Origin of the sequence: Clostridium pascui, assembly GCF_016908015.1 — a bacterium.
In the GTDB taxonomy this organism is placed as follows: domain Bacteria; phylum Bacillota; class Clostridia; order Clostridiales; family Clostridiaceae; genus Clostridium_AK; species Clostridium_AK pascui.
The window spans coordinates 260,439-274,891 of the sequence record NZ_JAFBDB010000005.1 but is presented as its reverse complement, the minus strand read 5'-3'; the positions used below and the strand labels follow the sequence as shown (position 1 = coordinate 274,891).

At 32.9% G+C, this 14,453-nt stretch carries 11 protein-coding genes; 10 read left to right on the top strand and 1 reads right to left on the bottom strand.

Translation table 11 applies throughout. From position 1 onward, the window contains the following. Positions 1-37 precede the first annotated feature (37 nt). From JOC70_RS13810 to JOC70_RS13765, 10 genes are all read left to right on the top strand, one after another. Positions 38-1,558, top strand: coding sequence for a methyl-accepting chemotaxis protein (locus JOC70_RS13810; protein WP_204599477.1), 1,521 nt, complete (start codon positions 38-40; stop codon positions 1,556-1,558). 458 nt (positions 1,559-2,016) lie between these two features. After that, the gene (locus JOC70_RS13805; RefSeq protein WP_204599476.1) at positions 2,017-6,375 is read left to right on the top strand and encodes an InlB B-repeat-containing protein; all 4,359 of its coding nucleotides are present in this window, start codon (positions 2,017-2,019) and stop codon (positions 6,373-6,375) included. Between the two features lie 242 nt (positions 6,376-6,617). Then, entirely contained in the window at positions 6,618-7,490 is an 873-nt protein-coding gene (locus JOC70_RS13800; RefSeq protein ID WP_204599475.1) for a hypothetical protein, read from the top strand. Between the two features lies 1 nt (position 7,491). Further along, complete coding sequence (locus JOC70_RS13795) at positions 7,492-7,755, top strand: PqqD family protein (protein WP_204599474.1); 264 nt, start codon at positions 7,492-7,494, stop codon at positions 7,753-7,755. A 3-nt stretch (positions 7,756-7,758) separates the two neighbouring features. Continuing rightward, positions 7,759-8,229 carry a S24/S26 family peptidase gene (locus JOC70_RS13790; RefSeq protein ID WP_204599473.1) on the top strand — a complete coding sequence of 157 codons (471 nt, stop codon included), beginning with the start codon at positions 7,759-7,761 and terminating at the stop codon, positions 8,227-8,229. Beyond that, positions 8,219-9,886, top strand: coding sequence for an ABC transporter ATP-binding protein (locus tag JOC70_RS13785; RefSeq protein ID WP_341534899.1), 1,668 nt, complete (start codon positions 8,219-8,221; stop codon positions 9,884-9,886). Before JOC70_RS13790 ends, JOC70_RS13785 begins: the two co-directional genes overlap by 11 nt. Then, on the top strand, positions 9,879-11,096 hold the full coding sequence (locus JOC70_RS13780) for a nucleotidyltransferase domain-containing protein (protein ID WP_204599472.1): 1,218 nt from the start codon (positions 9,879-9,881) through the stop codon (positions 11,094-11,096). Before JOC70_RS13785 ends, JOC70_RS13780 begins: the two co-directional genes overlap by 8 nt. A 194-nt stretch (positions 11,097-11,290) precedes the next feature. Next, complete coding sequence (locus JOC70_RS13775) at positions 11,291-12,091, top strand: polyphosphate polymerase domain-containing protein (protein ID WP_204599471.1); 801 nt, start codon at positions 11,291-11,293, stop codon at positions 12,089-12,091. Further along, positions 12,028-12,726, top strand: coding sequence for a DUF4956 domain-containing protein (locus JOC70_RS13770; RefSeq protein WP_204599470.1), 699 nt, complete (start codon positions 12,028-12,030; stop codon positions 12,724-12,726). The genes JOC70_RS13775 and JOC70_RS13770 overlap by 64 nt, the downstream gene beginning before the upstream one ends. A 183-nt stretch (positions 12,727-12,909) precedes the next feature. After that, the gene (locus JOC70_RS13765) at positions 12,910-13,713 is read left to right on the top strand and encodes a DUF368 domain-containing protein (protein WP_204599469.1); all 804 of its coding nucleotides are present in this window, start codon (positions 12,910-12,912) and stop codon (positions 13,711-13,713) included. A gap of 32 nt (positions 13,714-13,745) precedes the next feature. On the opposite strand, the gene JOC70_RS13760 is transcribed toward JOC70_RS13765, so the two are convergent. After that, on the bottom strand, positions 13,746-14,441 hold the full coding sequence (locus JOC70_RS13760; protein ID WP_204599468.1) for a response regulator transcription factor: 696 nt from the start codon (positions 14,439-14,441) through the stop codon (positions 13,746-13,748). Positions 14,442-14,453 lie beyond the last annotated feature (12 nt).

Here is a 14,453-nt window from a genome sequence, read left to right as displayed (position 1 = left end):
TCAAAACTAAATAAAAAATTTATAAGGGGAGGATTTTATGTTTTTTAAATCGAGAAGAACACCATGTTATGAAGCAGACGATATTATGGAATATGTTCATAATCGTATGAGAGGTATAATAATTAAAAAACCTGTTGTTCAGTATAACAGACATATAAAAATAGCTAATTATTTTGATAAACTTTTTGAGAGCGAAGAAAGTTTAGCTGAATCTGCTAAAAAAATCATTGACATAGGGGCTAGTATAAGCAGTTTTGATTCTGAGATGAGATATATATCCAATATGTTAATTGATTTTGCTAAAGAAATGTCAGATGTAAGTCAGTCTAATTTAGCTATTGTTGAACAAACTACTGCTAGCATGAATGGAGTTAATGACACCATTTTTGTTGCAACAAAAACTCTTAATAGTGTATCAGACTCATCACAAAATCTTATGAAAAGCAATATTGAAGCTCTTGATCAAATGCATGAAATCGGTAACATTAAAGAAGATGTTGTAAGCAATGCAAATGTAATGAGTAGTAAGATTGATTATCTAGTTGAAATGGCTAATAAAGTTAGTGATATTGTGAAAACTGTAGAAGCGATAGCAGGAAAAACAAATTTATTAGCGCTAAATGCTTCCATAGAAGCAGCAAGAGCGGGAGAACATGGAAAAGGATTTGCAGTAGTAGCTGAAGAAATTAGAAAACTTGCAGATGATACAAAAGTAAATCTTTCTGGCATGAAATCTATTATGACAAATATTCATCAAGCTGCAGCAGACGGCAAAAGCAGTATGGATAAGACAATAAATGTAACAAGTAAAATGAGTGAAAAAATTGATACGGTTAAAGTTACTATTCAAGAAAATGTTCATTTATTAAACTCTACAGTTAAAGATATAGAAGTACTTAATGAATCCATGAATGGAATTAGTGTTTCAGCAGATGAAATTAATAAAGCTATGGAAATATCAACTTCTGATGCAGAAAAGCTTACTAATATGACAGAGGAAATTCATAAAAGTGCTATTGAGAGTTCCAGTGAAGCAACAAAAATTTCCAAAATTGATTCTGAGTTATCAGATATAGTAAGAAAAATGTTATCTCATTTAAAAAATAGCTCAAATTCAATAAATAATAAAGATTTCATTCTGTATATGGAGAAAGCTAAAAGATCTCATGAAGAGTGGCTATCTAATTTAAAAAGAGCTGTAAATACAATGAAAGTATATCCTCTTCAATTAGATGGAAGCAGATGTGGATTTGGTCATTTCTATTATGCAATTAATGTTGAGCATCCAAAGCTTACCTCTAACTGGAAGGCAATAGAGAAAGTTCATATAGATTTTCATAACTGTGGTAAAAAAGTAATGGATGCAATTCAAAGTGAAAATTACGAAAATGCGCATAACTATTATAGACAAGCTGAGGAAATATCTTTTAAAATATTTAAGTGTTTAGAAGAAATTATAAAAGAAGTTAAAAATATTGATGCAGCGGGAGAACATATTTTTAATATGGAAACAGCAGAAATTGCATGTGAAGATTGTGTAAGCTGCAGCGACTGTTAAAAATGTCTTCATCTATACTGCTGAAGAAGGGAATTTCGTTTTTGCGAAATTCCTTTAAATTTACACTTATCAAAGGACTGATAAGCCCTCAGACCCATAGGTCGTAATCCCGACATTTTACGAGATCTTATGCTAAATAAATTGAATACCACCGACTATACTGATGGTTCAAAAAGGCTTTTAGCTATCGGTAGAAAAAATATACAATGAAAATTCAGAACTGCTTGCAAGCATTTGTTGCACATTACATGTACTATTAAATAATCGACAAAAATGTTAATAAATTGTTCAAAAAATTACAAAAAAATGTAGAAAAATTGAAAAAAATGTATTATAATAAATTTCATGACGTACATAATTTACAGGTAAATTTGTCTGCGTACCCTTGTCTGGAAGGGTAAATTAAGGGCCTGTAATCAAGTTGTTAATGAATTATCTCATAATGAAGGAGAGTTTTTATGCACAAAGGGGCTAGAAAAAGGATTATACCTATAATAGTATTTTGTATGATTTTTCAGATGATTATTGGATGCGTTACCAATGTAAACGTATATGCAGCTAGTAACAAAGTCATATTTGTAGATGGCGGTGGGACAAATGGTTTAAATGTAGATGCAGCACAAGCTGCCTATTATCCAGATTTAGTGTCTTACAACAACGAGCTATATGCATTCTGGCAGGAGTGGAGTAGACAAGGCAGCTTAGTTAGGGCGAAAAAATATGATGGTAATGCCTGGACAGTTATTGATGAGGGTGGATTAAATAATATTTCGCCAGCTTATATAGATTCGGTAAAAGCCATAGTGTATAGAGGAGAACTATATGCCATATGGGCAGAAAAAAAAGACGATTCCTGGACTAACACACATTGGTTAGTAAGAGTAAAAAAGTATGATGGAACTAGTTGGACTTTTGCAGAAGGCAGTGGAGTTGAAGGGCTTCCTAAAGGATATTTTTCTGATGCAATGCGTCCTAGTTTAGCAGTGTATAATGATGAATTATATGCTATATTCACTGAAAGAACTGATCGAATTAATAGAATAAAAGTATATAAGTATAATGGTTCGTCATGGACAAATGTAGGTGGAGAAGATGGTCTAACTTATACCATTAGATATGCGGATGACCCTGCATTAGGAGTATATAATAACGAGTTATATGCTGCATGGTTTGAACCGAATGACAGTGGCCAGTCTCAATTAAGGGTAAAGAAATATAATGGCACCTCATGGGTATCTGCTGATGGAAACGGAACTGCCGGATTAAATTTTGATGGAACAAGAAATGGTTTCAGGCCAAATTTAGTAGAATATAATGGAAGGTTGTGCGCAGTTTGGTATGAATTCGATAGTAATTATAATGGCAGGATAAGAGTCAAGGAATATGATGGGAATTCATGGACATTTGTGGATGGAAACAATATATCTGGAATAAGCTATGAAGGGGATCTAGGATCATTAATTCCAAGAGCGCAGGTTTTTCAAGGTAAGTTGTATGTCTGCTGGGAAGAAAACACTTATAATGGACCGCGAGTAAGAGCGAAGGTATATGACGGTACTTCTTGGAAAAGTGCTGACGGAGGAACGGGACTAAGTATAGGTGAGCGCGGGAGTGCCCCAACTTTTGCAGTGAATAATAATAAGTTATATGTAACTTGGATGGATGGGAATATGCCTCAAATTAGGGTTGCTCAGCTAATTACTAGCGAAGCACCGATTATCAATACGCAGCCTGTAAGTAAAACTAGAACTGTTGGACAAACAGCAACCTTCACTGTAACTGCAAGTGGAGATGCTCCACTGACTTATCAGTGGAGTAAAAATGGGACTCCTTTAGTTGATGGAGGAAGTGTTAGTGGAGCTAATTCATCCACTCTTACTATAACAAATGCTCAAGTCGATGATTCAGGAGACTACAGTGTCACAGTAACAGGTTCGGGTGGAAGCGTTACCAGCAGTACTGCTACTTTGACTGTTGAACAACCTATTGGAATAACAATTGGGCAGGTTACCGGTCGTCCTGGTGAAACTGTAACAGTACCTGTAAGCTTATCAAATGTGCCTGCTTCTGGAATAGGTGCAACAGGCATATTAGTTGGATATGATAATACAAAACTTACATTGACAAAAGTCACAGCAGGGGAAATAATACAGTACCCAGAAGGGTTTCATTCAGATGTAAACTTTTTAACACAAAGGCCTGGGTATGTGGCAGTACTATATGTATCCCCTAATGATAATGCTATTAAAACTAATGGGACATTAGCTAATTTAACTTTTAAGATTAGTGACACAGCAACTGGTACTTATGGATTTGGTATTGAAACCTCTAGTGTACTTATTAAGGGTGATACAGAAAGAACGCCAGTACACTATGAAAATTTAGTAATTAATCTAGGTTCACTTGAAGTTACACCACTGCCAACATATACAGTAACTTTTGTACCAAATGGAGGTACACAGGTTGGTAATCAAAGCGTAAAATCTGGAGAAAAAGCATCATTACCAGAGGGCGTGCATAGAGAAGGATATGATTTTATTGGCTGGTACACAGATGCTGCTTTAACAAGTCCTTTCGACTTTAGTTCGCCTATAAACTCAGATATAACTTTGTATGCTAAATGGGATATCAAAAAAGGAATAACAGTAAATATAACTTCGTTAAATGGAGATGTTACAGGAAATGAATCCAGCTATAGCTATGGAGATACTGCGCAATTAACAGCAGTACCGAATAATGGATATATTTTTGAGAGCTGGACAGATACCGATACAGGTAAAGTAGTTAGTTTAAATCCAACTTATAGCTTCATAGTAACAAATGATACAAGATTAACAGCTAATTATAAGGAAGTAAATCAAAGTCAATTTACTGTAAAGTTTTTAAGCGAAAGCGGTCAAGTACTTTCCATACAGAAGGTAGCACAGGGAGAGGATGCAGTGGCTCCAGCAGCAATTCCATCAAAACCAGGATACAATTTTACTGGATGGGATAAAAACTTTACCAATGTACAAAGTGATTTGATTATAAAACCTTTATATTCTGCTATTAAAAGCTATACGTTAACTGTTATTGGAGGAACTATACCTAGCGGGATTACAAGCTACAATTTTGATTCTAAAGTAACAGTGAAGGCAGATTCTGCACCAAATGGTCAGCAGTTTTCTCACTGGGAGATTAATGGAGCGGTAGTAAGTTATGAATCAACTTATACCTTTAATATATTAAATGATACTACAGTTACTGCAGTATATTCGGAAGTAGCAGCTGTTAAAGTTCCGTCAGTAACAATAGACCCTGATGTTGTGGTAAATTCAAGTACAGGAAAGATATCCTTTTTAGGACAAATTAATGTACCGTCAGATTTTACAAAGATAGAATGTGGAGTAGTAGCGCTTAAATCTGATACGGTGCCTTCCAGCTTAGATTTTTATACTTCAGGAGTGGTAAGAGCAAAATCAAGCACTCAAACTTCTGCAGGACAGTTTATGCTGAATAAGGCAAATGTACAACCTGGAGAAACTTGGTATGCTAAGGCGTATCTTGTATATAAAGATAGCTTAGGAAACTTAACTACAATTTATAGTGGTATGGTAAATGGTACTATGACCGTACAGCCACTGCCAACATATACAGTAAATTTTGTATCAAATGGGGGCACACAGGTTGGTAATCAAAGCGTGAAATCTGGAGAAAAAGCATCATTACCAGATGGTATGTATAGAGAAGGATATGATTTCATTGGCTGGTACACAGATGCTGCTTTAACAAATCCTTTTGATTTTAATTCAGCTGTAAGTTCAGATATAACTTTGTATGCTAAATGGGATATCAAAAAAGGAATAACAGTAAATATAACTTCGTTAAATGGAGATGTTACAGGAAATCAATCAAGCTATGGCTATGGAGATACTGCACAGTTAACAGCAGTACCAAATAGTGGATATATTTTTGAGAGCTGGGCAGATACCGATACAGGTAAGGTAGTTAGTTTAAATCCAATTTATAGCTTTATAGTAACAAAGGCTACAAGTTTAACAGCTAATTATAAGGAAGTAAATCAAAGTGAATTTACTGTAAAGTTTTTAAGCGAAAGCGGCCAGGTACTTTCAATACAGAAGGTAGCACAGGGAGAGGACGCAGCAGCTCCAGCAGCAATTCCATCAAAACCAGGATATAACTTTACAGGATGGGATAAAGATTTTACCAATGTACAAAGTGACTTGATTGTAAAACCTTTATATTCTGTTATTAAAACTTATACATTAACTGTTATTGGAGGAACTATACCTAGCGGAATCACAAGCTACAATTTTGATTCTAAAGTAACAGTGAAGGCAGATTCTGCACCGAATGGTCAACAGTTTTCACACTGGGAAATTAATGGAGCAGTAGTAAGCTATGAACCAATGTATAGCTTCAATATATTAAATGATACTACAGTTACTGCAGTATATTCAGAAGCAGCGGCTATTAAGGTTCCGTCAGTAACAATAGACCCCGATGTTGTAGCAAATCCAAGTACAGGGAAGATGTCCTTTTTAGGACAGATTAATGTACCATCAGGTTTTACAAAGATAGAATGCGGGGTAGTAGCGCTTAAATCTGATATAATACCTTCCAGCTTAGATTTCTATACTACTGGAGTAGTAAGAGCAAAATCAAGTACTCAAACTTCTGCAGGACAGTTCATGATGAATAAGGCAAATGTACAACCTGGAGAAACTTGGTATGCTAAAGCATATCTTGTATATAAAGATAGTTCAGGAAACTTAAATACAATTTATAGTGACATGGTAAATGGTACTATGCCATAATTTTTAGAGGAGGTGAAACTTATGAAAAAAGAATATGAAGCACCAGTAGTTGAGATAGAAGAATACGAAATCAGCAATATTATTTCTACATCAGGCGGTGTTGATACAGGAGAAGACTTTTAATCATTAAAAACTTTAATATTTGTAAGAAAACAGGCAGATTATACTGCCTGTTTTTAAAAATATATTAAATTCAAATATAATATTAAAATTACTCATGAAAGATGACAGGTGAAATTGTGATGAAAAAGATAACAATTGCAAACCTCAATATAGAATTATCAGCAGCAGATAAGCAATTTCTTCAAGCGCGATTTAAGAATTATGAAAACTTAAACTTTAATAAAAAAGATATGATTTTGAAAACAACCATTATGGATAATATATTAGTACCTCAGGGTAAAATTATAGATAGAGTCAATTTATGTACAATAATGGATTTAGGTGAAAATAAAAGATGCCGATATATAGAAGACAGGGAAAATGGACAAATAGTAAGTGTAATTTGCTACAATAAGGACTATTCAGAGGTTGAAATTAAATTACTTAAAGATAGGAAACACCAAGTTTTCGATTTGACTGACTTTGAGTATATCTATACAGGTGCTGCATTTGCTGACAGACTTACTGAAATAGGAGGAGTTGTATTGCATGGGTCCTCAATAGCTTATCAAGGAAAAGGAGTAATCTTCTCAGCTAACAGCGGAGTAGGTAAATCTACTCATACCGGGTTATGGAAAGAACGATTTAAGGATCAAGTGACTATAGTTAATGATGATAAGCCCGCTATCAGATTTTATGACAATGTTCCATATATGTTTGGAACACCTTGGAGCGGGAAAACGGATCTAAACACAAATATATGTGTCCCTTTAAAAGCAATAGTCTTTATTCAACGTTCAGAAAGTAATAGTATAGAAATGCTTAATGTGAGAGAGAGCATTTTTAATCTTACAGCGCAAATCTTCAGACCTTATTATGACACCGAAATAGGGGAGAAGACATTGGATATGATAGATAAAATTATTAAAACTGTGCCAATTTACAGGCTAAACTGCAGCATTAGTCAGGAAGCAGTAACTACTGTATTAAATGAATTATATGGAGGGGAATAATATGAAAATATCAAAAGGTTTTAGTTTAAGAAATATTGCAGGTGAAAATATTGTTGTTCCAGTTGGGGCTAAAAGTATCAGCTTTAATGCAATGATAACTTTAAATGATAGCGGGGCTTTTTTATGGCAGCAGCTTCAACATGAAAAAACAGAAGAAGAACTAGTTAAGGCTATGCTGGAAGAGTATGAAATAGATGAGGCTACAGCAAAGAGCGATATCAGTAAGTTTTTAAAAAATTTAAGAGATGCTAATATTTTGGAGTAATCTATGGAAGTTAAAAAGAAACCAAAATCTTTAGAGGAACTGTCGCCTATCCTTTTAGCAATGCTTGAGGAAGGTATAGATGTAACGTTAACGGTAACAGGAAACAGCATGTCACCTTTGTGGAAACATAAACGGGATACCGTAGTTCTTACTAAAGGTGATAAATATAATCTAAAAAAGGGAGATATTCCACTTTACCAAAGATGTACAGGGCAATATGTATTGCACAGGATTGTAGCTGTAAAAAAGGATACCTACACCATGTGCGGTGATGCACAAATGCAGCTTGAGAGAAGTGTTCCAAAGGAAAAAGTTATTGCAGTAGTAAAAGCTTTCGATAGGAAAGGTAAAAAATACTCCTGTAAAGATTTAGTGTACATTACTTATAGCAATGTGTGGATTACTCTCAGGCCCCTAAGAAAAATAATTCTTGGATTATATAATAGAATGAGTGGTGTATTTGTTGAAGGATAAAACGATTAAATGGATATATGCTTATGCCAAGAACTATATGTTGTATGTTGTACTTTTGGCGGCAGTGGGAGGTATAATTGCCTTTGGTTTTATCCTTCTTGCTCTTGTTTCAAGTAAGCTTTTAGATATAGCCACAGGAAAAACAGCAGGCAGCGCATATGTACAATGTCTTTTTTTATTTGCCCTGATTTTTATGCAGGCAGTTTTAAATATCCTTTATAGTAACATATGGGTAAGGGTATACGGAAAAATTGAAATAAAGATAAAGAGTGGTGTGTTCACGGCTTTAATAAAAAAACAATACTTGGAGATAACAAAAATGCACTCCGGTGAAGTGTTAAACAGGCTCACAAGTGATACAAAGATTGTGGTAGATGGAATATTAACAATTATTCCACAGGCTATATCTATGGGAACTAAGGTTTTTGCTGGGATTTTTGTATTGGCCAAAATAAATTTTTTATTTGCTTTTTTCATAACAAGTCTAGGTGGTTTTATGTATTTAGCTAGCAGATTTTATAGAAAGCACTTCAAGTATCTTCATAAAGAAGTTCAAAAAACCGATGGAAAGACTCGTTCCTTTATGCAGGAGAGTGTTGAAAATATAGTGGTCATAAAAGCCTTTATGAATGAGAGCACAATTAGGCAGAAGCTAGATGAGTATCAGAAAGTAAACTACAACTTTAGAGTTAAGCTTAATGCAATAAGTAATATAGCTAATACTGCATCTTACGTAATGATGACCTCAGGTTATTTTTTAGTATTGGCATGGGGTGCTTTTCAAATATCAGCAGGTAATATGACATTTGGAACGTTAACTGCGTTTCTACAGATAATTGAGCAGATAAAGGCACCTTTTAAAAACATGTCAGGATTAATACCGAAATATTACTCAATGATAGCTTCAGCAGAACGGCTTATGGAACTTGAATTTATGGAAGATGAAGTTATAGTGGAAGAAGATATAAGCAGCGAAGAATTTTATAGTAATTTAAAAAACATTGTATTTGAAGATGTTTCTTTTTTATATGAAAAGAATCATGTCCTTAAAGAGGCAAACTTAGTTATTAGTAAAGGCGAAATAATAGCCTTAGTAGGAAAATCAGGGGCGGGAAAGAGTACAGTAATAAGACTTCTATTGGGGCTTATAAGTGCAGAAAAAGGCAGTGTGTATTTTGAGACCGGAAGCAGAAATAGATTTATTGATGCAGGTTCCAGAAGTCTTTTTGCTTATGTGCCACAGGGAAATATGATTATATCGGGAACAATTCGAGAAAATGTAACATTTTCTAATTCTAATACTAGTGAGGATAAATTAATGTATGCTGCTAAAATAGCATGTATATATGATTTTATTAGTAGCCTCCCTGATGGATTTGATACTATGGTAGGTGAACGGGGCATAGGATTGTCAGAGGGGCAGGCTCAAAGACTTGCAATTGCAAGAGCCATTCTTAGTGATTCACCAATCTTACTTCTTGACGAATGTACTTCAGCTTTAGATGAAAGAACAGAAGCAGAAGTATTAAATAATATAAGAGCACTTAGTACTAAAACTGTTATTTGTATTTCTCATAAACTTGCTGCAATCAATAGTTGTGATAGAGTCATAGAGATAAAAAATAAAAAATTTACGGAGGCTAATATATATGGATAATAACTCGAAGTATCTTATATCTTTAATTTCTGCATTTATAAATAAAAAAGATACCCCGAAAGGAAAAGATATAGATTGGAATCAGGTTTATAAGCTTTCTAGAATCCATTCCATTAGTGGAATAGTTTACTTAATGGCAAAGAAGTTATATAAAGAATACAGACCGAATGAAATAGTATTTGAAAAGTTAAAAAAAGATTTCAAAGAAACCCTTGTATATTCTGCAGCACAAGATTATGAGATGGAAAAAGTCATTGCTGAGCTTAATAAGTCAGAGGTGTCTCACATCTTTACCAAGGGTTTTGTGATGAAAAACTATTATCCCGTAAAAGAAATGAGGACTATGGGAGACATTGACTTCTTGATAAAAAAAGAGGATAGAGAGAAGACGCATAAGCTTATGTTAGAGCTTGGATATGAGAGTGGATTTACAAACGGAGAAGTATGGGATTATACTAAAGGGACAGTTCATCTTGAAGTGCATACTAACATAATGAGCCGTAATATTGGTAATGATGTGGACTATTTTACATATTTCTTAGACTCATGGAATCATGCTAATAAAAAATATGAGGGATATACTTATGAATTAAACAAGGAGTATCACTTTTTATACTTATTGGCGCACATAGCTAAACATTTTGATTCACATGGTGTAGGCATTCGTATGATTATGGACATTGCAATGTATCTTATTTATTTTAAAGATAGTCTTAATTGGAATTATATAAAAGAAGAGCTTCAAAGGCTAGAGCTAGAAGTGTTCTTTGATAATATTCGGAAATTATGTAATAAATGGTTCGATATAGAATGTTTCGATAAATTAGAGAACTCAGATGAAAACTTTTATGAGGTTTTAAGTGAATATATTGTATCTGCGGGAACTTTTGGTTTTCATGAAAGAAACATTTTTTCAGTACAAATTAGTAAACAATTTGAAGAAAAAACAGGTGCTATAGGAGGATTATCACTATTAAAAGCTTATATAAAGTTTTGCTTTCCTGATTATGAAACAATGAACGATAAGTCATATTATAACTATTTAGATGGTAGGCCTATTCTACTGCCTGTGGTGTGGGTGCACAGAGCTTTTCGTTGTGTACTCAATAAAAGAAAAATTCGAAGCTTTATAAAGATTTCAGACATTTCAGCAGAATCAAATGCACATCTTGAAGTTTTTACTAAGTTGGGTTTGAAAGATTTGAAATAATGAAAATCTAATTAAAAGCGTCTTTTTAAATTTATATAATTCCTCCTGTATGAGAGGGATTATTTTTTTTCTTAAATATAATGAAAAGCTTAAGCAGTAAATTTATATAAGTTATTTAAGATTTATTTAAGGTTCATTTTATATAATTAAATCAACAAAGGAAATGGGAACGAATTAATGAAAGGAGAATCATAATGGCTATTGAGGTTTTTAAAAGACATGAAGTTAAGTATTTAATTGATAAACCAATATATGAAGAAATTCAAGGAAGACTTTTAGAATATATGGAGTTGGATGAATATAATAGAAACCACGAGTTATACACCATAAGCAATATTTACTTAGATACAAAAGATAATCATTTAATAAGAACTTCTTTGTCAAAGCCAAGATATAAAGAAAAGGTTAGATTTAGGGCATATGGAGTACCTAATATCGATGAAAAGATATATTTTGAGATTAAGAAAAAAGTTGCTGGGGTTGGGGTCAAAAGAAGAACAAGATTAAAATTAGATGAAGCTTATAGATTTATAACCACTAAAGAAAAGCCTAAAATAAAGGATTATATGAATAAACAGGTTATAAATGAAATTCAATATATGCTAAAGATGTATGATCTAGAGCCTAAAGTTTATGTAGCCTATGAAAGAAAAGCACTATTTTGTAAAGAAAATAGAGATATAAGAATAACTTTTGATACAAATATAAGGACAAGAAGATATGACCTAAGACTTGAAGGTGGAGATCATGGAGAAAGTCTAGTAGATGATGATAAATGGCTAATGGAGATAAAAGTTGGAAGCAGCATGCCATTATGGTTATCACAAATGCTTTCAGAATATAAAATCTTTAAAACAAGTTTCTCAAAGTATGGAAAAGAGTATGAAAAAATGTTATTAAATAATATGAATTTGAGAGGAGAAATGAATTTATGTTCGAAACAATGTTTAGTGCAGCATCTAACACAGCCACAACTAGCACAACAATACCTTTAATGGATTCGGTATTTACAATAATTGCTGCTTTCATTTTAGGAGGAATTATAAGTCTTACTTATATGAAGACTTCAAGTAAAAGAGGGTATTCTCAAAATTTTTCAGTTACATTAGTTATTTTACCTGTAGTTATTTCTATAATTGTGCTTTTAATAGGAAGCAATCTTGCAAGGGCATTCAGCTTAGCAGGTGCTTTCTCAATTATTAAATTTAGAAGTGAACCAGGAGATCCAAAGGCAATTTCTTATATATTATTTACAATGGCAGCAGGACTTGCTTGTGGAGTCGGGGCATTTGGATATGCAGCTATCTTTACAGTGTTCCTTTGCTTACTTATGTTCATGGTTAATATGTTTAATTTTGGTGCAAATAAAACATCACAAAAGATTCTTAAAATAACTATTCCAGAAGACTTAGATTATGAAGGAGCCTTTGATGAAATATTTGAAAGATATACAAGAAATTATGAACTTAAAAAGGTTAAAACTACTGATTTAGGGAGTCTATTTCAGCTTGTTTATACAATAACAATGGATAATAATATAAGTCAAAAAGAATTCTTAGATTCACTTAGATGTAGAAATGGTAACCTAAATATTACATTAGCCATGAACGCTGATATAGAAGAATATTAACAAACTTTAGATTCTAGTTTGCGTTCTAATACTAGCAGTAACATAAACTGGAATATTTTCTTTAATCATATGTCCTCGCATAAAAATGTAAGAATAAATTAAGAACTTAGGAACTAAAAAGTATTTGAATGTATGATATAATAAATAAAAAATAACTTACATAATTAATTAGTGGAGGATGATATGAAATTCATTAAAAATTTTTTAAAGGGAATAGTTATTGGCATAGCCACATTAGTTCCTGGAGTTAGCGGTGGAACAATGGCAATAATACTTGGAATTTATGATGATTTGCTTCATTCAATTGGTCATTTTTTTGAGGATATAAAAGCACATACTATGCTATTACTGGAGATTGGATTAGGTGGGCTTACAGCGCTTGTTTTATTCAGTAAAATATTAGAATCAGCTTTACAGAGTCAGCCGTTTGTGATGAGATTTTTATTTATAGGAGTTATTTGTGGAGGAATACCAGTACTATACAAGAAATCAACATCAGGTAAGAAAAATAAAGGAGATTTATTATTTCTATTGATTGGCTTTGTAATAGTTCTTTTAATGGGTTCAGATCCCGCAGCAACTACTACACTGGCAACATCACAAGGAATTATAAGTATAGTATTTCTTTTAATTGCAGGTGTGGTAGTTTCCATAGCCTTGATTTTGCCTGGAATAAGCGCATCTTTTATGCTGCTTACATTAAATTTATATGATGTAACGCTAAATGCTGTAAATAATAGAAATGTAGTTTTTCTGATACCTTTAGGCATAGGAGTTGTTATAGGTGTTTTAGCAACTACTAGAGCTATAGAAAACTTACTTAAAAGATATCCGAGCAAAACATATTTGTTGATTTTAGGTTTTGTTATAGGCTCTATTATACCTGTATTTCCAGGTGTTCCAAAGGGGATTAGTATTGTAACTTCTTTAATAGCTTTTGTAGTAGGATTTATAGCAATCAGATATATAAGTGAAAAAGAAATCTAAAAAGGAACTTTCGCTTTGGCGAAAGTTCCTTTTTAAACTCTAAGCTTGTATCCAGCTCCCCAGACAGTTTCAATATATTGAGGATTGGAAGGAGAAGATTCTATTTTTTCTCTTATCCTTCTAATATGAACAGTTACAGTAGCAGTATCTCCAAGGGCATCAAGCCCCCAAATTCGTTCAAATAATTCTTCTCTATTAAATACTCTGTTTGGATTTTCAGATAAACAAAGAAGTAAATCGAATTCTTTTTGAGCTAAGCTTACTTCATTACCATTTATAAATGCTTGTCTTGAACTTTTAATTATTTCTAAACCTCTTATTGTTATAACGTCATTTTTAACTTTTGAAGAGAACCTGCTTCGTATCCTCTCATAATTTTGAATATGAGATTTAACTCTAGCAACTAATTCACCTGGGCTAAATGGTTTTGTAATATAATCATCTGCCCCAAGACTTAATCCTTTAATTTTATCAATTTCGTCTTTTTTTGCAGAAACAAGTAAAACAGGAATCTCCTTAGAGTCTTGAATACTACGCAAAATACTTAATCCATCAATTTTAGGAATCATAATATCCAGTATTAATAGATCAAAGTTATCCTCTTTTAAGGTATTTAAACCTTCCACACCATCTGTACATATAGTAACTTCAAAGTTGTTAAGTTCTAAATAATCCTTTTGAAGTTCTGCAATACTTAAATCATCTTCAATAATTAAAATTTTCTTCATAATGCTCTCTCC